General features: G+C 62.3%; 25 protein-coding genes. 14 read left to right on the top strand and 11 right to left on the bottom strand.

Features of this window, described 5'->3' with window-relative positions:
• Nucleotides 1-142: 142 nt before the first annotated feature.
• From AC1DTQ_RS02540 to AC1DTQ_RS02550, 3 genes are all read left to right on the top strand, one after another.
• On the top strand, nucleotides 143-514 hold the full coding sequence (locus tag AC1DTQ_RS02540; protein ID WP_477847671.1) for a hypothetical protein: 372 nt from the start codon (nucleotides 143-145) through the stop codon (nucleotides 512-514).
• Nucleotides 515-599: 85 nt separating this feature from the next.
• Nucleotides 600-1634: an alpha/beta hydrolase family protein gene (locus AC1DTQ_RS02545; RefSeq protein ID WP_477847673.1), complete on the top strand. Its 1035-nt coding sequence runs from the start codon at nucleotides 600-602 to the stop codon at nucleotides 1632-1634.
• A gap of 103 nt (nucleotides 1635-1737) precedes the next feature.
• Entirely contained in the window at nucleotides 1738-2523 is a 786-nt protein-coding gene (locus AC1DTQ_RS02550; protein WP_477847675.1) for a CHAD domain-containing protein, read from the top strand.
• Nucleotides 2524-2532: 9 nt separating this feature from the next.
• On the opposite strand, the gene AC1DTQ_RS02555 is transcribed toward AC1DTQ_RS02550, so the two are convergent.
• Nucleotides 2533-3195 (bottom strand): SRPBCC family protein, encoded by a 663-nt coding sequence (locus AC1DTQ_RS02555; RefSeq protein WP_477847677.1) that lies wholly within the window; start codon nucleotides 3193-3195, stop codon nucleotides 2533-2535.
• Nucleotides 3196-3382: 187 nt separating this feature from the next.
• Here AC1DTQ_RS02555 and AC1DTQ_RS02560 point away from each other — a divergent pair, with 187 nt between their 5' ends.
• From AC1DTQ_RS02560 to AC1DTQ_RS02570, 3 genes are read left to right on the top strand one after another with little or no spacing between them, the layout of a single operon-like run.
• A complete protein-coding gene (locus tag AC1DTQ_RS02560; protein ID WP_477847679.1) occupies nucleotides 3383-3718 on the top strand; it encodes an ArsR/SmtB family transcription factor in 336 nt (111 codons plus the stop codon).
• A 15-nt stretch (nucleotides 3719-3733) separates the two neighbouring features.
• Nucleotides 3734-4237, top strand: a complete 504-nt coding sequence (locus AC1DTQ_RS02565; RefSeq protein ID WP_477847681.1) for an arsenate reductase ArsC — start codon at nucleotides 3734-3736, stop codon at nucleotides 4235-4237.
• Nucleotides 4234-4902, top strand: a complete 669-nt coding sequence (locus AC1DTQ_RS02570; protein ID WP_477847683.1) for an aquaporin — start codon at nucleotides 4234-4236, stop codon at nucleotides 4900-4902. The genes AC1DTQ_RS02565 and AC1DTQ_RS02570 overlap by 4 nt, the downstream gene beginning before the upstream one ends.
• A 100-nt stretch (nucleotides 4903-5002) precedes the next feature.
• Here AC1DTQ_RS02570 and AC1DTQ_RS02575 read toward each other — a convergent pair whose 3' ends face one another.
• The 3 genes from AC1DTQ_RS02575 to AC1DTQ_RS02585 all read right to left on the bottom strand — a co-directional run bounded on the left by AC1DTQ_RS02575 (nucleotide 5003) and on the right by AC1DTQ_RS02585 (nucleotide 7263).
• On the bottom strand, nucleotides 5003-5335 hold the full coding sequence (locus AC1DTQ_RS02575) for a hypothetical protein (protein WP_477847685.1): 333 nt from the start codon (nucleotides 5333-5335) through the stop codon (nucleotides 5003-5005).
• Between the two features lie 201 nt (nucleotides 5336-5536).
• Nucleotides 5537-6013 carry a hypothetical protein gene (locus tag AC1DTQ_RS02580; protein WP_477847687.1) on the bottom strand — a complete coding sequence of 159 codons (477 nt, stop codon included), beginning with the start codon at nucleotides 6011-6013 and terminating at the stop codon, nucleotides 5537-5539.
• Nucleotides 6014-6231: 218 nt separating this feature from the next.
• A complete protein-coding gene (locus tag AC1DTQ_RS02585) occupies nucleotides 6232-7263 on the bottom strand; it encodes a LysR family transcriptional regulator (protein WP_477847689.1) in 1032 nt (343 codons plus the stop codon).
• Nucleotides 7264-7616: 353 nt separating this feature from the next.
• Here AC1DTQ_RS02585 and AC1DTQ_RS02590 point away from each other — a divergent pair, with 353 nt between their 5' ends.
• From AC1DTQ_RS02590 to AC1DTQ_RS02620, 7 genes are all read left to right on the top strand, one after another.
• Nucleotides 7617-8390 (top strand): SDR family NAD(P)-dependent oxidoreductase, encoded by a 774-nt coding sequence (locus tag AC1DTQ_RS02590; RefSeq protein ID WP_477847691.1) that lies wholly within the window; start codon nucleotides 7617-7619, stop codon nucleotides 8388-8390.
• Nucleotides 8387-9592, top strand: coding sequence for an efflux RND transporter periplasmic adaptor subunit (locus AC1DTQ_RS02595; RefSeq protein WP_477847693.1), 1206 nt, complete (start codon nucleotides 8387-8389; stop codon nucleotides 9590-9592). The genes AC1DTQ_RS02590 and AC1DTQ_RS02595 overlap by 4 nt, the downstream gene beginning before the upstream one ends.
• A 195-nt stretch (nucleotides 9593-9787) precedes the next feature.
• On the top strand, nucleotides 9788-12964 hold the full coding sequence (locus tag AC1DTQ_RS02600) for an efflux RND transporter permease subunit (protein WP_477847695.1): 3177 nt from the start codon (nucleotides 9788-9790) through the stop codon (nucleotides 12962-12964).
• Between the two features lie 136 nt (nucleotides 12965-13100).
• The gene (locus AC1DTQ_RS02605; RefSeq protein ID WP_477847697.1) at nucleotides 13101-13835 is read left to right on the top strand and encodes an SDR family oxidoreductase; all 735 of its coding nucleotides are present in this window, start codon (nucleotides 13101-13103) and stop codon (nucleotides 13833-13835) included.
• 71 nt (nucleotides 13836-13906) lie between these two features.
• Nucleotides 13907-14638 (top strand): SDR family oxidoreductase, encoded by a 732-nt coding sequence (locus AC1DTQ_RS02610; RefSeq protein ID WP_477847699.1) that lies wholly within the window; start codon nucleotides 13907-13909, stop codon nucleotides 14636-14638.
• Complete coding sequence (locus AC1DTQ_RS02615) at nucleotides 14632-16089, top strand: efflux transporter outer membrane subunit (RefSeq protein ID WP_477847701.1); 1458 nt, start codon at nucleotides 14632-14634, stop codon at nucleotides 16087-16089. Before AC1DTQ_RS02610 ends, AC1DTQ_RS02615 begins: the two co-directional genes overlap by 7 nt.
• A 136-nt stretch (nucleotides 16090-16225) precedes the next feature.
• Nucleotides 16226-16930 carry a pirin family protein gene (locus AC1DTQ_RS02620; RefSeq protein WP_477847703.1) on the top strand — a complete coding sequence of 235 codons (705 nt, stop codon included), beginning with the start codon at nucleotides 16226-16228 and terminating at the stop codon, nucleotides 16928-16930.
• 3 nt (nucleotides 16931-16933) lie between these two features.
• Here the strand turns inward: AC1DTQ_RS02620 and AC1DTQ_RS02625 are convergent, their stop codons facing one another.
• The 3 genes from AC1DTQ_RS02625 to AC1DTQ_RS02635 are packed head-to-tail and all read right to left on the bottom strand — an operon-like array spanning nucleotide 16934 to nucleotide 18928.
• Nucleotides 16934-17515: a hypothetical protein gene (locus AC1DTQ_RS02625; RefSeq protein WP_477847705.1), complete on the bottom strand. Its 582-nt coding sequence runs from the start codon at nucleotides 17513-17515 to the stop codon at nucleotides 16934-16936.
• Nucleotides 17470-18096 (bottom strand): hypothetical protein, encoded by a 627-nt coding sequence (locus tag AC1DTQ_RS02630; protein ID WP_477847706.1) that lies wholly within the window; start codon nucleotides 18094-18096, stop codon nucleotides 17470-17472. Before AC1DTQ_RS02630 ends, AC1DTQ_RS02625 begins: the two co-directional genes overlap by 46 nt.
• Nucleotides 18074-18928: a hypothetical protein gene (locus AC1DTQ_RS02635; RefSeq protein ID WP_477847708.1), complete on the bottom strand. Its 855-nt coding sequence runs from the start codon at nucleotides 18926-18928 to the stop codon at nucleotides 18074-18076. Before AC1DTQ_RS02635 ends, AC1DTQ_RS02630 begins: the two co-directional genes overlap by 23 nt.
• Nucleotides 18929-19095: 167 nt before the next feature.
• Between AC1DTQ_RS02635 and AC1DTQ_RS02640 the strand changes: the two genes are divergently transcribed.
• Nucleotides 19096-19515 carry a hypothetical protein gene (locus tag AC1DTQ_RS02640; RefSeq protein ID WP_477847710.1) on the top strand — a complete coding sequence of 140 codons (420 nt, stop codon included), beginning with the start codon at nucleotides 19096-19098 and terminating at the stop codon, nucleotides 19513-19515.
• A 113-nt stretch (nucleotides 19516-19628) separates the two neighbouring features.
• On the opposite strand, the gene AC1DTQ_RS02645 is transcribed toward AC1DTQ_RS02640, so the two are convergent.
• The 4 genes from AC1DTQ_RS02645 to AC1DTQ_RS02660 all read right to left on the bottom strand — a co-directional run bounded on the left by AC1DTQ_RS02645 (nucleotide 19629) and on the right by AC1DTQ_RS02660 (nucleotide 22055).
• The gene (locus tag AC1DTQ_RS02645) at nucleotides 19629-19934 is read right to left on the bottom strand and encodes an NIPSNAP family protein (RefSeq protein ID WP_477847712.1); all 306 of its coding nucleotides are present in this window, start codon (nucleotides 19932-19934) and stop codon (nucleotides 19629-19631) included.
• An 86-nt stretch (nucleotides 19935-20020) separates the two neighbouring features.
• Nucleotides 20021-20446, bottom strand: coding sequence for an NAD(+)--rifampin ADP-ribosyltransferase (arr, locus tag AC1DTQ_RS02650; protein ID WP_477847713.1), 426 nt, complete (start codon nucleotides 20444-20446; stop codon nucleotides 20021-20023).
• A gap of 682 nt (nucleotides 20447-21128) precedes the next feature.
• Nucleotides 21129-21533, bottom strand: coding sequence for a VOC family protein (locus AC1DTQ_RS02655; protein WP_477847715.1), 405 nt, complete (start codon nucleotides 21531-21533; stop codon nucleotides 21129-21131).
• 78 nt (nucleotides 21534-21611) lie between these two features.
• A complete protein-coding gene (locus tag AC1DTQ_RS02660; RefSeq protein WP_477847717.1) occupies nucleotides 21612-22055 on the bottom strand; it encodes a LuxR family transcriptional regulator in 444 nt (147 codons plus the stop codon).
• Nucleotides 22056-22109 lie beyond the last annotated feature (54 nt).

A 22109-nucleotide genomic window follows, 5' to 3' on the forward strand; every position in this document is an offset into this window, starting at 1 on the left:
TGGCCGGACAGCCGGCAATCAGGCAAGGCGAGCCCTTCAAGATCTAGCAGCCGACTGGACGCCAACTCCGGTCGTCGCCGAGCATTTGCGCGGAATCGGTTATATGATATAAATGGTATAAATAATTAATAAGGTTTCCGCAATGAAGCGAAATCAACCGAAGGGCGGCAGCCGCAAGACGCCCACCGAAATGGCGAAGGCGGAAAAGCCGATCAAGGCGAAAAAGCCGGCGACGTCGGCGAAGCGGAAATCTTCCCCAATGGCGGCAGCCCCAGCAGCGCAGCTGGTGAAGAAAGACAAGCTGATCCGCGATAGCTTCACCCTGCCGCGCGAGGATTTCGAGTTGATCGCCGCACTCAAGGACCGGGCGCTGGACTTCAAGCGACCGACCAAGAAAAGCGAACTCCTGCGCGCCGGCCTGCAAGTGCTGGCCAGCCTGGACCAGGCGAAGTTGCGCGCGACTCTGGACGCGCTACGCCCGCTCAAAGCCGGACGTCCCAAAAACAAACCCTGACCGCGACCCCGCGCAAGGCCATCGTCCCACCGACCCGGCGGGGCTGCCGTCTTTGCGCCATCCCCATCGTAAGACCCCCGATATCATGAAGCTCAAGAACCTGCCGCTCTCTTCTCTGTTCCGCCGTTCGGCCCGTCTGCGCATCGGCGGACTGATGCTGCTCGCGATCGCGCTGGCGACGATGTCGGCCTGGTTGCACGCGAACGCGAGTTCCGCCGCCGCTTTCGCCGAGCAGACCACCGCTGGCCAGGAGCATTTCACGGTCACCGACCTGGAATGGACCGATGCAGGCCGTGCGCGACGCGTGCCGGCGCGCCTGTTCTGGCCGGAATCGGCGAATACTGGGAAAGTCCCGCTGATCGTTTTCTCGCACGGCATCGGCAGCTCGCGTGACGGGTATTCCTACCTGGGGCGGTACTGGGCCAGCCATGGCATCGCCAGCCTGCACCTGCAGCATGTGGGAAGCGACCGCACCTTATGGCAGGGCAACGTGTTCTCGCTGGTCGCGCGTTTCCAGCAGGCCGCCGGCGATCAGGAAGCGATCGCCCGCGTGCACGACTTCAGCTTTGCCCTGGATCGCCTGCTGCAAAGCAGACGCGGCGCGCACATCGCGCGCGACCGTATCGTCGCCGCCGGCCATTCCTATGGCGCCAACACCACCCTGCTGGCCGCTGGCGCCAAAGTCATGCGCGACGGACGCCTGCTGCAGTTCCGCGACCCGCGCATCAGTGCCGCCATTGTGATTTCGGCACCGCCTTTTTACGGCGAAAAGGATTTCGCGCCGATCCTTTCCGGTATCGGTATCCCCACCTTGCATGTCACCACCGCCGACGATGTCATTCGCATTCCGGGTTTCGGATCGGGACTGGAGGATCGGCTAAAGATATTCGACGCCACCGGTGGCCCATTCAAGGCGTTGGCCGTCTACAAGCAGGGCAGCCACAACGTCTTCACCGAGCGGCGCTATTTCGATTCGCTGAAAGTGGCGACCGAGGTCAAGACCGCGACGGAAGGATTGTCGCTGGCCTTCCTCGACCAGGTCTTCGGACAGGCCGACACGCTGGACCTTTGGGAACGAAAACACCAAGCGCTGTTTTCCGAATACGTAGAGCACCGCTGACGGCGGAAGCCTTTGCGTTTGACGTATGCTGCCTGGATCGCGGCCTGCTACGCCTGTCATGAACGCTCCCTCGAAAGATGCGCCGAAGGATCTGGGCGCCGCTTTGCGCGGCATTGCGGGCGCGCAATTGTCGCTTGCGGCCGATTATCTGGGCCGGCAGGGCGGGCATCGGCACAAGGGCGTGCATCAGGCGCGCAAGTCCATTCGGCGGGTGCGTTCGATTCTGGCGTTGGCGGGCGCGGCCCTAGGGCCTGGTGCAGAGGCGCTCAGTTATCTGCTTTCCGAAATCAACCAGGGGCTCTCGCGTACGCGCGACGCGCAGGCGCTGGTGGAGGCGATAGATCACCTTACGGCCCAGACCCGAGATGAGAAATGGCTGAAGCTGTTGGGCAGGGCACGTCGAAACGCGGTCGAGGCCAGGCGCGACGTGCTGCAGGAGACGCTGGCCGCGGATCCGGAATTGCTTCAAGCCAGAGGCCTTCTGAAGCAGCTGGAAGCCGCTCTGGGCGATTTGGCGTGGGGCGGGGTGACGAAACACGACCTCGAGGCCGCGTTTTCGATAAGCAGGGAAAAGACCAGGAAAGCCGCGAAGAAAGCCCACAAAACGGGCGAGGACGAAGACTGGCACCGATGGCGGCGCAAGGCTCGGCGGCAATCCCAGCAGCAACGGATTCTGGCTGAGGCGGGAATCGAATCCACGGTCAAGTACGACGACAAGGACATCGCCACGCTGTTGGGAAAACAGCAGGATTGTTCTCTGCTGCTGGAATTTTGCGAGTCCGGCCATTCGCCGATCCGTTGGGCGGACCGTAATCAGCTCCACCGGTTCGTCGAAAAAAAGCTGGAATCGCTCCGAAAGGAACTGGCCAAACAATCGATCGATGCCTAGATGCGGACCTCAGTCGCCGATTCCGCGAGGCAGGGCTAAACCGGACGCGCCCGCGACCACCTTGCGCACGCTTGAGATCGCGGCGGCCGACAGCGAGTGGCGCGCCAAAGCCACGGGAACCTTGCCGCCGACGTCGGTCAGGGAGGCATAGGTCAGTCGGGTACCCGTGCCGGTCGGAGTCATAACCCATTCGCCGCGCGAACGCAGCGCGATGCAATCCGGCTTGGGTTTCTTGCCCACGTAGTCGAGCGAAACGAACCGCACCCGAATTTCGCCGTTGGCATGGGCCTGCCTTTCGAAGCGCATGGAGTAACAGCGCTCGCTGATCATCGGCGTGTTGAGTACGTCCGACCAGATGGTGAGTTCCCGCTCGCGTTTGATGAAAGTGCGGTGGATGTTTCTGTTCTTCTCGTCCAGGTACTTTCCGAACAGATAGTCCGCAACGGTTTGCGGCGAAGCCTTCAGTGAGGTGCTGACGCGCAGTTCGTCGAAGCGCTCGCCGGGAAGTTGCCGAGTCTCCATTCGTATGCCGTCTTTTTCGCTGGCGATTCGCCACTGCTGTGCCTGCACGCGGCCGGAAATGGCCAATGCGGCCGGCAGCAACAGCAGCAAGGCCAGCGACCTGATGGCGGCGTGTTGCGCTATCGCGGCCTGCGTACGAAATGAAGCCATGTCGTCCCCTCTCCCTGGTGCTGGGCAGTTGCGGAGGATTCGATGCGCATGTCATGACAGGGTCAAGACACAGTGGTCCTATCGGGCACGGTCCGGAAATGCGTCGTCGTTTGGCGAGAGCGGCCCTCTTGTAATGAAGATGCAATCTTTCCTTGTAAAAATTCGACTATTCGGGAATTGTGGAAATATGGATACCGTTCAAACCATCAACGCACTCCGCGCGCTCGCACACAGCCACCGCCTTGCCGCTTATCGGGCGCTGGTGCAGGCAGGGCAGGAGGGACTAGCGGTGGGCCAGTTACGCGATGCGCTCGATTTGCCTGCCGCTACGTTGACTTCCCATTTGAATCAGCTGCGCGCCGCGGGACTGGTCACGGACGAACGCGAGGGGCGGGTAATCCGCGTCCGCGCCGACTACGACCATATGAACGCGTTGCTCGGCTTCTTGACCGAAAACTGTTGTGGTGGTCGATCGTGCTTTTCTGCCCCGAAAGAAACCGCGGCGCTGAATCCCTCCTTGTGACTTCGAGAGCAAACGATGGAAGACAAAATCTACAACGTGCTATTCCTCTGCACCGGTAACTCGGCGCGGAGCGTCATGGCGGAAGCGATCTTGAACGTGCTGGGCAAGGGCCGCTTCAAAGCGTTCAGCGCCGGCAGCAGTCCGAGCGGCCATGTGCAGCCGATGGCGAAGGAACTCGCCGAGGCGATCGGCTACGACACCAGCGAGATACGCAGCAAAAACTGGGACGAATTCGCTGCCGAAGGAGCGCCCGAGATGGATATCGTCATTACCGTCTGCGACAACGCGGCCGGCGAAGCCTGTCCGGTATGGCTGGGCCATCCGGCGCTCGCCCATTGGGGCGTTCCCGACCCAGTGGCGACAACCGGCGATGAGGCCACGCGCAGGCACGCTTACACCGCGGCGTTCGCCACGCTCCGCCGCCGCATCGAACTTCTGCTGTCGTTGCCGTTGGAAAGCCTGGATCGCTTGGCGGCGCAGACGAAACTGGGTGAAATCGGGAAGGTTGGAGCCGGATGAGTCCGCCACGCCCGATTCCGTCACGCCGTCTCCTGTCCGAGTTCATCGCAACCGGACTGCTGCTCACTACGGTCATCGGCTCCGGAATCATGGCCGAACGGTTGGCGGGCGGTAACGATGCGGTCGCTTTGCTCGCCAATACGCTGGCGACCATCGGCGGGCTCTACATTCTGATCGAGGTGTTCGGTCCGATCAGCGGCGCGCACATGAATCCGGCGGTCAGCGCGGTCATGGCCACCCGTGGCGAGCTGTCTTGGACGCTGCTGCCGGGCTACATCGTGGTCCAGTTGGCGGGCGCCGTGTGCGGAGCATGGCTCGCGCATGCGATGTTTGATATGTCCATCCTCCAATTCTCCGACAAGCCGCGGCATGGCTACGGGCAATGGCTGGCCGAGGCGGTCGCCACCGCCGGGCTTTTGCTGGTGGTGCTGCGGGCGCCGTCGTCACGCGTTGCGGCGATGGTCGCGGCCTACATCGGAGCGGCGTACTGGTTCACCGCATCTACGTCGTTCGCGAATCCCGCCGCTGCGTTCGGACGCATGTTCAGCGACAGTTTCGCTGGAATCGCGCCCTCCGACGTGCCGGGTTTTATCGTTGCTGAAAGCATCGGCGCCGCCATTGGCGTCGGTATCCACAAACTTCTTGGCCCAGGACAGAAGGTCTGATTCCGGCGCTTCGCCGAAGCTCGTTCCCTAAGCCTCAAGCGTGCGGACTTAGACCCGGCATCCTTGAAGCCATCGCACTCGGGGTTCGCGCTTTTCCCCGCTAAAGCCTGACCGCTGCCCGCGCGGAATCCGCATCCGCCAACCGCGCCCAAGTGGCCGAGACGATCATCTCGGCCTCGGCCCAGTCGATACGGTCGCAGGCCGCCACGCCGTCTTTGTATTGATGGCACAGCTTGGACTGCAGCTCGGCGGGACTCTTTCGGTGGTTGAGCAGGAAAGTGTCGTAGCCGAACTTGAAAGTGGCGATATAGCGTTCGAACTCCAGGCCAGACTTGAAGTATGGCCGATCGGGATAAACGCGTTGCCAGTGCAGCAGCTCCCGCCCCAGATCCGGCATCCAATCCATCGCCGCTTGTGCGGCGGAGTTGTTCATAGGCATAAGCAAGCCCCTATGGCGTCAGCCATCAACATCGCCTTTTCAGCGACATGCCAGCTATACAGCACCAGACTGAATGCAGCGGTCGAATCGCCTTGGCGTACGGTAGAAGCGGGCATTGCGACGGATATCCACGCAATTCCTCGGAGAATGGTTCAGGTAGGAGCGAACCCAGATCCCGGTTCCGGCGGCGCGGAATCAATCGATCCGATAAACCCGCGCCTTCGGCAAGTCCTCGTCCACTTGTAGGAACCAGCGTCCGGCGATGCCGGGAATGACGACGATTTCGGGGGATTCGAAGGGTTTGCGCAGTTTCATGCTGCCCTTGAGCACCTTCCAGTTCTGGCCGTTCTCCAACTCGAACACGGTGCCGGGCTCCCAACCGCCGACCGAGCCTTTCACGCGGCTGCGGATGGGCTCATCGTTGAGGCCGATCAGAGACGATGAGGTGCGTTCGGTTTCCGCTTCCGTCTTGCTGGCTTCGACGGCCTTGACTACGTCCTCGCGCAGCAGGCCGTTCAACAGCTTCAGTTGCTCGGGCGACAGTTGGTCCAGCCCGGTGGCGTGCAATTGCTCGGCGGTCAGGCGTTGTTCGATGTCCACATAAGGCTGTTTGGCCAGTACGGCGAAAGACGCCAGAACAAGCGCCAAACCAAGAGCGAACTTTGCGGACATGCCGGTTTCTCCAACGGAGCGGCCGGGCAGCGCCCGGCATTACGCCCAGGCAACAAGTTTGCGTCGGTTTTGTTTCAGTTTGGTGTCGGGCTAAGGCGCACAGCTGGTGCTTATGTCCGTCATCCCGGCGAATGCCGGGACCCAACCGTGCGTGAGGTGAAAGTTGGGTCCCGGCATTCGCCGGGATGACGATAGTTAAGATCGAAGCTCTGCGGTCATCAAGGAGCAACCGTTTCCAAAATACGCTGGCCGACCGCGGCGGTCTCCTCGGCTTCGGCTCCGACAGCGTCTTCCCGGACCTTGGCGAGCTCGGTCTGCGCCATCAACAGCGGGCAGTGCACGCTCATGTAGTCGATTTCCAGGTTGAGCCGCTCCAGCAGGAAGTCGACGAAGGCGCGCACCTTGGGCGACTGCACGTGGCCGCGCGGGAACACTGCGTTCAACTCGTACTCGCCGCCGATCCAACCGGCCAGTACGCGTTGCACATGGCCCATCTCCACGAACGGCTTGACCATCACGTCGGCGGCGATCATCACGCCTTCGCCGCACAGCAGCGCGCCTTTGAGCGCGGCGGGATCGTTGGCGACCAGGATCGGATTGACGGTGAAGTCGCGATCGCCGACGCCATCATTCAAGGTCCACTGATAACTGTTGCCGTGGCGATGCTTGGGCATGGCCATGGTGCGGTGGTGCTGCAGGTCGTCCGGATGCAGTGGCTCGCCATGCTTGGCGATGTAGCTGGTGCTGGCGTACACCTGCGTGCGCAGGCTGCCCAGGCGGCGCGCGACCAGGTTGGAGTCGGGCAGGTTGCCGATGCGCAGGGCGACGTCGATCTCGCCGCCGATCAGGTCCAGCGGTTCGTTGCTGAGGATCATCTCCACCCGCACTTCCGGGTGGCGCGCGTGGAACTCGCCCAGCAACGGCGCGATCTTGTCGATGCCGATGGAGTAGGGCGCGGTGAACTTCAGCCAGCCGCGCGGGCCGGCGTGCAACTGACTGACCGCGCTCTCGGCTTCGGTCAATTCGCGAGCGATGCGCTGGCAGTGTTCGTAATAGATGTTGCCGGCTTCGGTGAGGCCCAGCTTGCGGGTAGTACGATGCAGGAGTTGCGCGCCGAGGCGCGTTTCCAGTTCCTGCACTTTGCGGCTGACCGTGGTCTTGGGCAGGCGCAGCGAATTGGCCGCGGCGATGAAGCTGCCGTGTTCGACCACCTTGACGAAGATCAGGGTGTCGTTGAGATCGTGGCTCATGAGGAACTCCCGGTGGGGTGGTACGGGTATTGGACCGCTGACGGGATTATTATTCCCTTTAATTCGGACTAATCAAGTCCTGATTGCAGGTTTATCTTGTCGGCACGCCCCAAAGAGCCCGCTGCCGCCATGCTGTTTTCCCGCTTCTTCCGCTCCGAGCCGGACCCCGAAATCAACGAAGAGACGACGCTTTCCGAGCTGAAAGCGCTGACTAATCGCTTGTCCGGTACGGCTTTTCGCGAATTCACCTCCCCCCATCGCAGCCAGACTGGCGGCGGGGTGCGGCTTGGACGGAAGGGTCGTGGGACTATCGCTACTATTGGGATTATCCCGTCGACGGGAGTAAAAGTCCCATGAGTGGGATATTGAACCCCGAGATCCTGGTGCTGGGTGCTGGCGGCACGGTGGGCTTCGGTGTCGTCGGCGCGTTGCTGGAAGCCGGCAGCCCTGTGCTTGCGGTGGGTCGCGAGGGACCGCGCATGCAAGCGTTGGCCGAACACTTCGCCGGCGAACCCGCGCTGGAACTGATGACCACCGGCTGCATCACCAGCGATGAGGATGCGGCGAACCTGGTGGCAAACCTGCGCAAACGCAAGCGTCCGTTGCGCGCGGTGTTCGCCAGCTTGGCCAGTCCGCTGGAAGGCGGTCGGCTGATGGACAAGCCCACCGACTTCCTGCGCCGCAAACTGGACATGGATATGCTGCCGCACCTTGCCGCCGCGCGCCACTTGGTGCCGCTCCTGGCCGAGAGCGAAGGCACTTCGCATTACATCCTGATCGGCGGGCCGTACGCCGAACGCGGCTGGGCTGGCTACGGCCATGCTTCCATCACCGCCGCCGCGCTGCGCATGCTGACCAACGTGCTGCACGAAGAGTCGCACCCGTTGGGCGTGCGCGTGCAGATGTTGTCTGTAGATCAGCCGGTGTGCACGCCCGAGAATGCGCGCAATGCCTGCGCCGAATGGCCCAGCGCCATTGCCGTGGGCCGCCATGCAGTGTCGCTTTTGACCCGCACCGAGCGCGCGCAGCCGGTGGTGCGTTTCGACGCGGGCCGCGCGCTGACGCCGCCGCAGCCGCTTTTCAACCGTTTCCCTTTCCCCTTGTCCACCCACGAGACCAACCAATGAACGCTATTTCTTTTCTTGAAAACCGTGCGCTACGCACTACTGCGCTGGGCGTGATGCTCGCGCTGTCCGTCGCGGTGATTTCGGGTTGCAGCGGCCAGGCCGCCGAAACCGGCATGCCGCCGCCGCCGGAAGTCAGCGCCGCGCCGGTACTGGTCAAGCAGGTCAGCCAGTGGGACGATTTCAGCGGCCGCGTGGAAGCGGTGGAAAACGTCGACCTGCGTCCGCGCGTATCCGGCTATATCGACCGCGTGAACTACGAAGAAGGCCAGGAAGTCCGCAAGGGCGACGTGCTCTTCACCATCGACTCGCGCAGCTATCGCGCCGAACTCGCGCGCGCCCAAGCCGATTTGGCCCGCGCCCGCAGCCAGGCCGAACTGGGCCGTAGCGAAGCGGCACGCGCGAAGAAACTCTCCGACCTGCAGGCCATTTCCACCGAGTCCTACGAACAGCGGCGCTCCGCCGCCGCCGAAGCGCAGGCCAATGTCGCCGCCGCCCAGGCCGCAGTCGATGCGGCGCGGTTGAATCTGGAATTCACCCAGGTTCGCGCGCCCATCAGCGGCCGCGCTGGTCGCGCGTTGGTCACCGCCGGCAACCTGGTCAGCGCCGGCGACTCCGCCAGTGTGCTGACCACGCTGGTGTCGCTGGACAAGATGCACGTGCACTTCGATACCGACGAACGCACCTTCCTGCATTACGCCGAACTGGCGCGCAAGGGTGAGCGTCCGAGCGAGAACGGTGCGGGTGTGCCGGTGCAGGTCGGGCTAGTGGGCGAGGAAGGTTTCCCGCACACCGGCGTGGTCAATTTCCTGGACAACCAGGTCGACCCGGCCACCGGTACCATTCGCGCGCGCGCTTTGCTGGACAACGCCGATCGCACCTTCACGCCGGGCCTGTTCGCACGGGTCCGCGTGCTCGGCAGCGGCGAGTTCAAGGCGATGCTGATCGACGACAAGGCGGTGCTGACCGACCAGGACCGCAAGTACGTATATGTGGTCGACGCCAAGGGCCAGGCGCAGCGCAAGGACGTGCAACTGGGACGCACCGCCGATGGACTGCGCATCGTTGAATCCGGTTTGGCCGCCGGAGACAAGGTGATCGTCAGCGGTGTGCAGAAAGTGTTCATGCCCGGCATGCCGGTGAAGGCCAAGACCGTAACGATGGGCGCACCAGAACAGCCCGCGCCGAAAGTAGCGATGAAGTAAACGACGGTCCCCTCCCTTGCGAAGCAGGGGAGGGTAGGGAGGGGTGCTCTTGGCGCCCTCTCTCCGTCGAGTAAAAGCTGCCCCCATCCGCCCTTCGGGCACCTTCCCCCGTGAAACGGGGGAAGGGTTCGACTTCTTGCTTTGCAGGGAGACGGGTTCTCTTTTCTAGATTCTCCAGTTACAGGAAATCCACCCATGGACTTCTCAAGATTCTTCATCGACCGGCCGATCTTCGCCGCGGTGTTGTCGATCGTGATCTTCGCCGCCGGCCTGATCTCGATCCCGATGCTGCCTATCGGCGAATACCCGGAAGTGGTGCCGCCCTCCGTGGTGGTACGCACCGTCTATCCCGGCGCCAACCCCAAGGTGATCGCCGAAACCGTGGCCACGCCACTGGAAGAAGCCATCAACGGCGTCGAGGACATGATGTACATCAAGTCCATCGCCGGTTCCGACGGCGTGCTGCAGCTGACCGTCACCTTCAAGCCGGGCGTCGACGCCGATGACGCGGCGGTGCGCGTGCAGAACCGGGTCAGCCAGGCGCTGGCGCGACTGCCCGAGGATGTACGCCGGCAGGGCGTGACCACGCAGAAGCAGTCGCCGGTGTTCCTGATGGTGGTGCACCTGGTGTCCACCGACGGCAAGTACGACTCGCTGTACCTGCGCAACTACATGCGCCTGCACGTGAAGGACGAACTGGCCAAGATCCAGGGCGTCGGCGACGCGCAGGCCTTCGGCGGCGGCGACTACGCCATGCGCCTGTGGCTGGATCCGGAGAAGGTCGCCTCACGCGGCCTGACCGCCAGCGATGTGCTGCGTGCCGTACGCGAGCAGAACGTGCAGGTTTCGGCCGGCCAGCTCGGCGCGGAACCGATGGCCAACGGCAGCGATTTCCTGCTGCCGATCAACGCCAAGGGCCGCCTGAGCACCACCAAGGAGTTCGGCGACATCGTGCTCAAGAGCGGCGCCGATGGTGAAATCGTGCGCTTGTCCGACGTCGCCAGGATCGAACTGGCCGCAGGCGACTACACCCTGCGTGCGCGCCTGGACGGCATGAACGCCGCGGCCATCGGTATCTTCCAGGCTCCCGGCGCGAATGCGCTGGAGATCCGCGACTCGGTGATCACCAAGATGGACGAGATCGCCAAGACGCTGCCGCCGGGCGTGGAATACAAGTCGATCTACGACACCACCATCTTCGTACGCGATTCGATCAAGGCGGTGGTGACCACGCTGCTGGAAGCCACGTTGCTGGTGGTGCTGGTGGTGATCCTGTTCCTGCAGACCTGGCGCGCGTCGATCATTCCGTTGATCGCCGTGCCGGTATCCATCGTCGGCACCTTCGCCGCGCTGTATTTGCTTGGCTTCTCGATCAACACGCTGACCTTGTTCGGCCTGGTGCTGGCCATCGGCATCGTGGTCGACGACGCCATCGTGGTGGTGGAGAACGTGGAACGGCACATCGAGCTGGGTGCGAGCCCGCTGGAGGCCGCGCATCTGGCCATGAAGGAAGTGTCCGGGCCGATCATCGCAATTGCACTCGTGCTATGCGCGGTGTTCGTGCCGATGGCGTTCCTGACCGGCGTGACCGGGCAGTTCTACAAGCAGTTCGCGGTGACCATCGCCATTTCCACGGTGATTTCGGCGATCAACTCGCTGACCCTGTCGCCGGCGCTGGCCGCCAAGTTGCTGAAGCCTCACGACGCGGCCAAGGATGCGCCTTCGCGTTTGATCGACCGCTTGTTCGGCTGGCTGTTCCGCCCGTTCAATCGTTTCTTCAAGAAGAACTCGCAGCGCTACGAGGGTGCGGTGTCGCGCGCGCTCAGCAAGCGCGGCGCGGTGTTCGCCGTGTACGTGGTGTTGCTGATCGGTGCGGGCGTGATGTTCAAGGCGGTGCCGGCGGGCTTCATCCCGCTGCAGGACAAGCTGTACCTGATCGCGGGCGTGAAGATGCCAGAAGGCGCTTCCATCGAGCGCACCGATGCGGTGTTGAAAAAGATCTCGTCGATCGCAAAGGGAATCGAGGGCGTGGAAAGCGAGGTCGCGTTTCCCGGCCTGAACCCGCTGCAGTTCACCAACACGCCCAACAACGGCGTGGTGTTCTTCACCTTGAAGCCGTTCGACCAGCGCAAGAACAGCGCGGCGGCGATCACCGCCGAGTTGAACCAGAAGATCGGCGGCATCCAGGAAGGCTTCGCGTTCGCGCTGATGCCGCCGCCCATCCAGGGTCTGGGCAACGGTTCGGGCTGGTCGCTGTTCGTCGAGGACCGCACCAATCTGGGTTACGGCGCGCTGCAGACCGCGGTGCAATCGTTCCAGGGCGCAGCCTCGCAGACGCCGGGTCTGGGCTTCCCGATCAGCAGTTACCAGGCCAACGTGCCGCAGCTGGATGCGGAAGTGGACCGGGTGAAGGCCAAGGCCCAGGGTGTGCCGTTGACCGAGTTGTTCGACACGCTGCAGACTTATCTGGGTTCGGCCTACGTCAACGACTTCAACATGTTCGGCCGCACCTGGCAGGTGATCGCGCAGGCCGATGGCCAGTTCCGCGACAACGTGGAAGACATCGCCAACCTGCGCACGCGCAACGCCAACGGCGAGATGGTGCCGATCGGTTCGATGGTGAACATCAAGCGGACCTACGGCCCGGACCCGGTAATCCGCTTCAACGGCTATCCGGCGGCCGACCTGCTAGGCGACGCCGACCCGCGGGTGATGTCCTCGGGCGAGGCGATGGCCAAGGTGACCGAGCTGGCCGGACAGGTGCTGCCGCCGGGCATGGGCATCGACTGGAGCGACCTGAGCTACCAGCAGGCGACCCAGGGCAAGGCCGCGCTGGTGGTGTTCCCGCTGGCGGTGCTGCTCGCCTTCCTGGTGCTGGCCGCGCTGTACGAGAGCTGGACCCTGCCGCTGGCGGTGATCCTGATCGTGCCGATGACGCTGCTGTCCGCATTGGCCGGCGTGTGGCTGACCGGCGGCGACAACAACGTGTTCGTGCAGGTGGGCCTGGTGGTGTTGATGGGTCTGGCGTGTAAGAACGCGATCCTGATCGTCGAGTTCGCCCGCGAACTGGAAATGCAGGGCAAGGGCATCGTCGAATCCGCACTGGAGGCGTGCCGTCTGCGTCTTCGCCCGATCGTGATGACCTCGGTGGCCTTCATCGCCGGCACGGTGCCGTTGGTGTTGTCGCATGGCGCTGGCGCGGAGGTCCGCTCGGTCACCGGCATCACCGTGTTCGCCGGCATGTTGGGCGTGACCCTGTTTGGTCTGTTCTTGACCCCGGTGTTCTATGTCGCCTTGCGCAAGCTGTCGGGACGTCCGCTGGTCACGCATGGTGAACACTTACCGCCGCCGCCGCACGCAGTGCAGGCTTGATCGCGAAAGCAGAAATCGGATAGCGCCGGTTGGCGGCGCGACCGATCTTATCGACCACATGTCCTATCGATCGCATGGGCGGCGCCAATCCGCCGCCCCGTGTCAGCAACTCCCCCACAAATTCGGAGCATTCCCCATGAGTAACACCTCCAAGACCGCGCTCGTTACCGGCGCCACCCGCGGCATCGGTTTCGAGACCGTCCGTCAATTGGCCCAGACCGGCGTCCACACCCTGCTCGCCGGACGAGATCGCGCCAAAGCCGTCGAAGCGGCGCTGAAACTGCAGGCCGAAGGCTTGCCGGTGGAAGCGATCGTCCTCGACGTGACCGACACGGCCAGCATCGCCGCAGCCGCCGATGAAGTGGCGAAGAAATACGGCCACCTCGACATCCTGGTCAACAACGCCGGCATCCTGCGCGATGAGCAGGGCAAGAAGATCTCCGAACAGACCTTGCAGGCCTGGCGCGAGACTTTCGACACCAATCTGTTCGGCCTGATCGCCGTCACCCAGTCGTTCCTGCCGCTGCTGCACAAGTCGCCGGCCGGACGCATCGTCAACGTGTCCAGCCTGCTGGGTTCGATGACGCTGCACAGCGATCCAACGTCGCCGATCTATGACTTCAAGATTCCCGCCTACAACGTCTCCAAGAGTGCGGTGAATGCCTGGACCGTACAGCTGGCCTACGAGCTGCGCGACAGCAAGATCAAGGTCAACAGCATCCATCCGGGCTACGTGAAGACGGACATGAACGCGGGTGAAGGCGAGATCGAGGTTCCGGACGGCGCCAAGACCAGCGTCGCTCTGGCGCTGATCGACGATGCCGGTCCCAACGGTTCGTACCGCTATCTCGACAACGTCCTTCCCTGGTGAACATCGGCGGATCGCGCAAAAACGAAACACGAAACATCCCGCGCGCCCTGCGCGCGTCAACGGAGTAGATCATGAGCAACCATCAGAAAATCGCGCTGGTGACCGGCGCAACCCGCGGTATCGGACTGGAGACGGTTCGCCAGCTCGCCAGTGGCGGCGTGCATACGCTGCTGGCCGGACGCGACCTCGGCAAGGCCCGTGAGGCCGCCCAGGCGCTGAAGTCGGAAGGACTGCCGGTGGAAGCCATTGCGCTGGATGTCAGCGACGCGGCCAGCATCGCAGCCGCTGCCAAGCAGGTCGAAGACAGCCACGGCCGACTGGATATCCTGGTCAACAACGCCGGCATCTTCAAGGACGACTTCGCCAAGTCGCCTTCCGAGCAAAACCTGGAGACCTGGCGCGAGACCTTCGACACCAATCTGTTCGGCATGGTCGCCGTCACTCAGGCCCTGTTGCCGCTGCTGCGGCGCGCGCCAGCTGCGCGCATTGTCAATCTTTCCAGCAGCCTCGCTTCGCTGGCGTTCCATAGCGACCCGGGTTCGGAGCTCTACGATTTCAAAGTGCCGGCCTACAACGTGTCCAAGACGGCGGTCAATGCATGGACCGTCCAGCTGGCTTATGAGTTGCGCGATACCGCGATCAAGGTCAACGCCGCCGATCCGGGTTCGGTGAAAACCGACATGAATAGCAACGGGCAGCTGGAACTGGCCGATGGCGCCAGCACCAGCGTGGCTTTGGCGCTGCTCGACGAAGCCGGCCCGACCGGTACGTTCCAGCACCGCGGCGAGGTGCTGCCATGGTGATCCGTACTCTCACCGTCGCGGTCGCAAGCGCGTTGCTGGCTGCATGCACCGTTGGCCCGGACTACGTGCGGCCGAACTTGCCGGCGGTCGACCAGTTCTCCAATAGCATGCCCTCCAACGATGTGCCGTCACAGACCGCACAAGCGGCGACGCCATCGGTCGACGTGGAATTCTGGCGCAGCTTCGGCGATCCGGTGCTGGAGCAGCTGGTCGATGAAGCGTTGCTCTCCAACCACGACCTGCGCATCGCATTGGCGCATTACGAGCAAGCCAACGCATTGCTACGTAATTCGAAGTTCGATCGTCTGCCTACCCTGGGCGTGAACGCCGAAGCCAGCGACGCACGCAGCAGCAGCGACCAGGCGCCGGGCGTGGACAGGCCGGGACGCGACAACGACCAGTACAGCGCCGGCATCAGCGCGGTGTGGGAACTGGATTTCTTCGGCCGCATCCGTCGCAGCATCGAGGCGCAACGTGCCGAGACCGAAGCCAGCGCGGCCGATCTGGCCGCAGCGCAGGTAGTGCTGGTGGGCGACGTGGCGGAAACCTATTTCCGCTTGCGTGGCTTGCAGGAACAGTTGCGCATCGCGCAACAGAACGCCGACAACCAGGCCCAGACCCTACGGCTGATCAACCTGCGCAGCAGTGCGGGCCTGAGCAGCAGTTTCGAAGTGGATCGCGCCAGCACCCAACTAGAGAACACGCGGTCGCGGGTTCCCGCTTTGCAGTCCGCGATCGCAGTGGCGACCCATCGCATTGCGGTGCTGGTGGGAAAGACACCGGAAACCGTGCTGGCCGGGCTGGATACCGCCACGCCGTTGCCTTCGTTGCCTGAATCCGTGGCCGCGGGCACGCCCGCCGACCTCCTGCGCCGTCGACCCGATGTAACCGCGGCCGAGCGCAGATTAGGTGCGGCCACCGCGCGCATCGGCGTGGCGACCGCTGATCTGTTCCCGCGTTTCACCTTGGGCGGATTGATCGGAACGCAGGCGCTGGATGCCGGTGCGCTGTTCGAGCGCGATAGCGAAACACGCCTGATTTCCTTGGGCATCGATGGTTCCTTCCTCAATGTCGGGCGGGTGCGTTCGCGTATCGCAGCCGCGAATGCGGCCACGGCCGCGGACCTGGCGGCTTACGAACAGACAGTGCTGCTGGCGCTGGAGGAAACCGAAAACGCACTGGTTCGGGTGTCCCGCAGCACCGAGGAGAACGCGCATCTGGAACGTGCCGCCGCCGCCGGCGCACGCGCCACGGCCACGGCGCGGCTGCGCTACGACAACGGCGCCATCGACGTGCTGGATGTGCTGGAAGCCGAACGCGCCAGCCTGCAAGCCGAGGACGAATTCGCCCAGGGCAGGGTGCGCAATACAGTCGCGGTGGTGTCGCTGTACAAGGCGTTGGCGGGCGGCTGGCCGCAATACGTTCCTAAGGAAAGTACCGCTTCCCGTTGATAACAAGGAAGAGTCTAATCCGGCGAAGTTCTACCTTATTATTCTAAATGTAGAACAATTAGTCGGTTCCGGGGGCCTTACTTTGCATCGGTAGGGCCCTCATTCTTCGCGCACCCCATCTTCTGGAGCGCGAAACATGATCACCTTGCGACCCGCCTGCGAACGCGGCCACGCCAACCACGGCTGGCTGGATTCCTGGCACAGCTTTTCCTTCGCCGGTTACCAGGACGACAGCCACGTCCACTGGGGCCCGCTGCGCGTCATCAACGAAGATCGCGTGGCTGCCGGCCGCGGCTTCGGCGAACACGGCCACCGCGATATGGAAATCATCAGCTACGTGCTGGATGGCGCGCTGGGGCATAAGGATTCCATGGGCACCAGCTCCAGTATTGTGCCGGGCGACGTGCAGCGCATGAGCGCCGGTACCGGAGTGCAGCACTCGGAATTCAACTACAGCGAAGCCGGCACGACCCATTTCCTGCAGATCTGGATCATCCCCGCCGAGCAGGGCGTGACGCCGTCTTATGCGCAGAAGAATTTCTCTGCCGAAGACAAGCGCGGTAGGTTGCGGTTGGTGGTCAGTCCCGATGGCGCGGACGGTTCGGTCGACATCCACCAGGATGCGCGGATGTATGCGGGCTTGTTCGACGGCGATGAGCACGCCGAACTGGCGTTGGCTCCAGGCCGGCTCGGCTATGTGCATGTGGCGCGTGGTGGGATCGTGGCGAACGGCCGCAAGCTGGCGGCGGGCGACGCACTGCTATTCGAGGACGAAACTTCGGTAAACCTCGCCGAAGGACAGGGCGCGGAAGTGCTGGTATTCGATCTGCCGAGGATGTGAGGATCAGCCGTTGGTGACCTGCAAGCGGTTAACGGCGGCACGCAGCAGAACTCTCGAATAGATCTTGTGGAACCCGAGCAGCAGCCGGAATCCGGAGCCGATATCGGTTCCGGATTCCGATCCTTTGGCGGCAACCACTGCCGAACCGAAATACAACCGCGTGCCTCCGCCGGATTTGGCGGGTGCGGCCATCAGCCATGACCGGGTGCGGCCATGTAGGTCGCATAGCAGCAGTTGGTCTTGGCTCCGGTCTTCGACAGTCCATGCGGAGAACGCATCCAAACTGCCTTGTGCAAGCAGGGTCGCTTGCGCATCGGTGGAGGGCTTGGTTACCGCCCATTTCAGGATCGCCCTCTCCAACTTGAAGACCCAAGTGGTGTAGAAAGCCTCCACGAACTCGGCCTGGCTCACGCTACGGGCGATTTCTGTCGAGTAGCAATCGGTGTACGCGCCTTGCTGCAGGCGATAACGGTTCAGCAGCGAAACATCGGGAAGCGGGCAGGGCAGGAGGGCGGCCAAGAACGATCCGGCGAAGACGATCAGGGTGTGGCCGGTGCTGCGGGAACGGCATGCGGTTTCCGCCATGCATCGTCGGGATTTTCCAGCAACGAAATATCCGGGATGCGGTACTCGCATCCCAGCAGCACCAGCCCTTCAAGACCAGGCGCGTCGGCGTTGAAGATCACTAGTGCGTGCTGGTCGTCCAGTGCGCCGGACAGCGGCGATTCGCTGGATTGTTCGAGCGCATGTTCCAACTGGGCGGTGACCGCATCCAGCGAACCCTTGACCGCCATCATCACGCGATTCGGCGCAATCACGATGACGTCGCTTTCGTTGCCCCATGCCGATATCGGCTCTTCCAGCCGGTACACATCCAGCATCGGCTGGCTGAGCTGGCGGTAGGCCTGGCTGAAATCGTCTTCGCGCTCGTCGCGGATCTCCTGCATCAGGCCCGGATAGCGTTCGTAACTGATTCGGCAGGTGAGGGCGTCGGCCAACGCATCGGCCCCTGCGCTGATGGCGGGTGGCGCGGCGATCGGTGGAGCAGCGATCGGTGCAGCGGCAGCGGTCGCGGGTTTCCCCACAGGCGTCTGCGCAGTCGCCAGGCAGACGCAGGCGTACAGCGACGCCCCAAGCAGCGCCTTATTCGAGCTGTGATTTCGCATATGCCGCGTCCAGCGCTTCCATCGCATCCTTGGGCTTGAGCTTGCCGGCTTTTTCGAAGGCGCTGGCGGCGGCGTCTTCTTTCTTTTCGCCGTACAGCAGCAACAGGACGTTGCCGTGTTCGACATGGGCGATCGGCGAATCCGGGGTCAGCTTCAAGGCGGTCTTGATGTGCGACTCGGCTTCGGCGGTCTTGGCGCCGTAAGTCAGGCCGCCGATCATCGCGCCGATCTTGCCGATGATCTCGGCGTGATAGAGCGCCAGGGCGGTGTGTGCTTCGGCATGTTTGGGCGTCAGTTCCAAAGTGGCGTTGAGCGATTCGCGCACCTTGCCGGCGATGCCCTGCTTCAGCGCTTTGGCGATGCTCAGGCCCTGGCTGTAGCGACCCAGCGCGAAAGCGTGACGGTAGTGGCTGTTGGCTTCATCGGGCAGCGCTTTCACCGCCGCTTCGGCCAGCTTGGCGGCCTGTTCGAAACGTTTGAGTTTTTCGGCGTCGTCGTCGACGAGGTAGGTGGCGTGGATACCGAGCGCCTTCACCGCGACCGAGGCGCCGAGCGGGCCGAGCGCTTCGCCGGCCTCGAACGCGGCTTGGAAGTCGCCATGGTGGAAGGCGCGCCAGGCGTCTTGCAATTTCGCCGAGAGCGCAGCAGCGTCCAGGCCTTTCGCGGATTTGCCGGCAGCATCCAGCATTGCCTGCGCGCGCTTTGCATCGGGGTAGGGTTCGTTGTCGCCCGCATGCAATGCTGGCCATGCTTTTTTCAAGGCGTCGCCGGCATAGGCAAAACCTTTGGCGTCATGCGGAAACGCGGCCCACTTCGATGATTTTCCAGCCATATTGAAATCCCCTCCAAGGAATTATGGCGAGCATGGCGGCCGCCACGGCGGCTGGCAAGCCCTACGGAATCCAGCCCTCAGGCGGCCAATAGTGTGTTTGCTCCAGCATCGCTGGGCAGTATCCATTGCCGTAAGCCGGCCATCGGGGCCGGTACTCCGGAGCCCCCATGGCCGCCAAGAAGAAAACCAAACCCAAGCTGCAGGAAACCACCCTGCGTCACCTGTGGCTCGCCGGTCTGGGCGCAGTCGTCGTCGCTCGCCGCGAAACCCTGAATGCCGCCAACGACGCCGTCGCCAAGGTGGAGGCGTTGAAGAAGCAGGCCAACAAGTTCGCCAACGAGGCCCAGGCCAATGTGCTGGACGGCATCGCCAGCGTGCGCGAACAGGGCGAGGCCAAGGCCAGCCAGTTCAGTGCGGAGGTCGAAGCCCGTCTGGCGCCGGTACTGGTCAAGCTAGGCCTGAAGCCACAGGCCAAGAAAGCCACGCGTGGGCGCAAGCCTGCGAAGAAAGTGGTCGCCAAGCGCGCACGCGCTACGCCGGCTCGCAAGCCGGCCGCGAAACGTGTGGTGCGCAAAGCGCGCAGCTAAGCACGATCGGGTTGCCGCGATAAAGAAAACGCCCCGTGATGCGGGGCGTTTTTATGTGGGTCAGGCCAATCTGCGAAGCGGCTTTGGCTCGAGTGAACTGATAGGTCGTTGCGTCACTCGAATACCGGGCGAAAGAACGTGCGCTCATAACTGAGGATGCAGCGGGTCTCTTCAGCGTACTTGAACGCGGCCTGGCACTCTGGGTCTTTGAAGGACTTGGTTCTGTACTCCTCGTAGGCCGCGAGTGACGGGAATGAGAAGGACGCAAGCGCGATGTTGTTGGCACCCTCCGAAGGGAGTAAGTACCCGTGGTGTATTCCGCCGAATTTCTTGACGAGTGGGATCCAGATCTTGCCGTAGTGCTCAAACTCTTTGATCTTGCTCGGGTCGAGGACGTACCGAAGATGGCAGGTGATCATTGACAACGCTCCTGGCTGAAGCGATGGATACTACCGGAGCACGCGAGGCTCCGACGCGAATGAATTGTTAGATGACCGAATCATGTTCATTCTTCAATTGCCTCAACACCACGCTGTTTGAGGTCCTCAAGATGATCGCGCATTTCTTTGAGCTGCTCGGAGGAGTGACCTTTCCAATTCGTAACCTCGCCGATGACACGAAACGGGCTCCGAGAGCGATACGACATTGTAGGATTTCCGGGATATCTCTTATTCGTCAGGTTTGGATCGTCTTCAATGTATCCCGTTGGTTCCACGATATAGATCCTGCCACGCCCTGCGCCAACGGCCAGCTCGGCTCCCCAGATAGCCGCATCCAGTGTGGCGGTCAGGTAAACGAAAGCCGCCTGTTTCCTTTTGCCGTAATTAGACGCATAGCCCGCTTCAATCAGGTCGCCCACTTTCAGATCGACCTTGGTGCCGTGATAGTACGTCTGCGAATCGGTCATCGGGTCACTCCGGTTTCCTGCCATGTCGACAGGCCGGCGATGCTGCAGTACGGGCAGGGGCTTGCCGCAAGCCCCCTTGCGTTGTATAAATTGGTTGTGGGGAGGCGCGAGGCGCCTTCCCTTTTTTTGTTTTTGGCCGCTCAGGCCTTCCTGCGCGCAGGAGGTGGCGCTGATCGATGTGCAGCTAATGCCTGACACAGCCGCCCCGCGAAGCGGGACAGCTTGAATTAATTGTTAGGCCTGCCAACCGTGGAACCGGAAGGTCCGTCCACTTGGAACTCTGTCGGAATCTGGTGTCGGCATGAGTGATCCATGCGTGGATAGCGCCACTGTGCAACAGCAGCCAGGATGGCCTCGTTGTATCCGACAGGCTGTCCTCTGCTACGACCCACAGGCCGCCACTGGGCTGAGACGATAGTAGGGGACTGCACTTGCCCGGAGGCAGTAACGACGAATTTGACCTGAGCTACGCCAGAGAACTCGTTATGCAGACGGGGTGGCAGCAGTGGCGCAACTGTGACCGTAGGAGCAATCGCCGGAGGACAGGTCGGAAGACGCTCCATCGCTAAACACAAATTCACCGTAGCGCCGAGCAATCCGATGCTCAAGAGGCAGGCTGATCTCATGGTGGTCTAACGCCTGAATTGAGCCAAGCCGCTAAGCGGCTTGGGTTTGAATGAATTGTTAGGCGATGTGGGCAAGGACTTCAGGCGCTTTTGTTCTTGTCGTCCCAGAGCATCGGTTCCCAAAGCTCGACCTTGTTTCCATCCGGGTCCATGATCCATGCGAACTTGCCGTTCTCGTGCGACTCCGGGCCACTAACTACTGCCACGCCGGCTGCGTTTAGTTGCGCAAGCATTTCATCGAGGTTGTCGACCCGATAGTTGATCATGAAGGAAGAGTCGCTCGGACTGAACCACTGACTGTCCTTATCCGCGAGATTCCACACAGTGAGCCCCAGGTCTTCAGCCGTGTCGTCCGGCCATTTAAGTACGGCACCGCCCCAGCTTTCCAGTTGCATGCCCAAGTGCTTCTGATACCACGCTGCCAGCGCGGCGCTATCGCCCTTGCACTTCAAGAAGACCCCGCCAATTCCGGTAATTTTTGCCATCGTTTAGCCTCCAGTTCGTTGACCCGCCTAACACCTGACACAGCCGAGTCGCGGAGCGACTTCGGCTCGAATGAATTATTAGGACTGGCCAGATACGCGAGTGAAGAAAGCGGTGCGCATCACCGGTGTCCCATCTTCTTTGAAATAGGCTTCGGTCTCGGTCAAGGCTTTGCCATCCGCACTCACCGAGTAAACCCGCGTGGATCTTGGGATTCCCTCATAAACAAACTGCATTACCAATACGTTTGGAGCGGGCATCTTTGCGGCGAGGACGTCGACCCAATAAGTGCCAGATGCTCGCCCAGGCGTACCATCGAGAGACAACGTGGATTCTGCGTACATCTTATTGTCGTTCTGGTCGACTATCTCGGCGTGAGTCGCCAACTTGCCGCCGGCCACATCACGAAAATCCAAAGTGACGCTCTTCGGTCGCGCTTCTGGCGGCATCGACAAGGTGCTTACATCCAGAGCCCAATGACCTAGCAATGGCGACTCTGCTGTCGGCGCAGCGAATGTGGGCATGGCTTGAGCATAACGACAGCCACCAATGCGACGAAGATTGCTTTCATGTGACCT

The sequence above is a fragment of the Pseudoxanthomonas sp. P4_B2 genome, assembly GCF_056402315.1.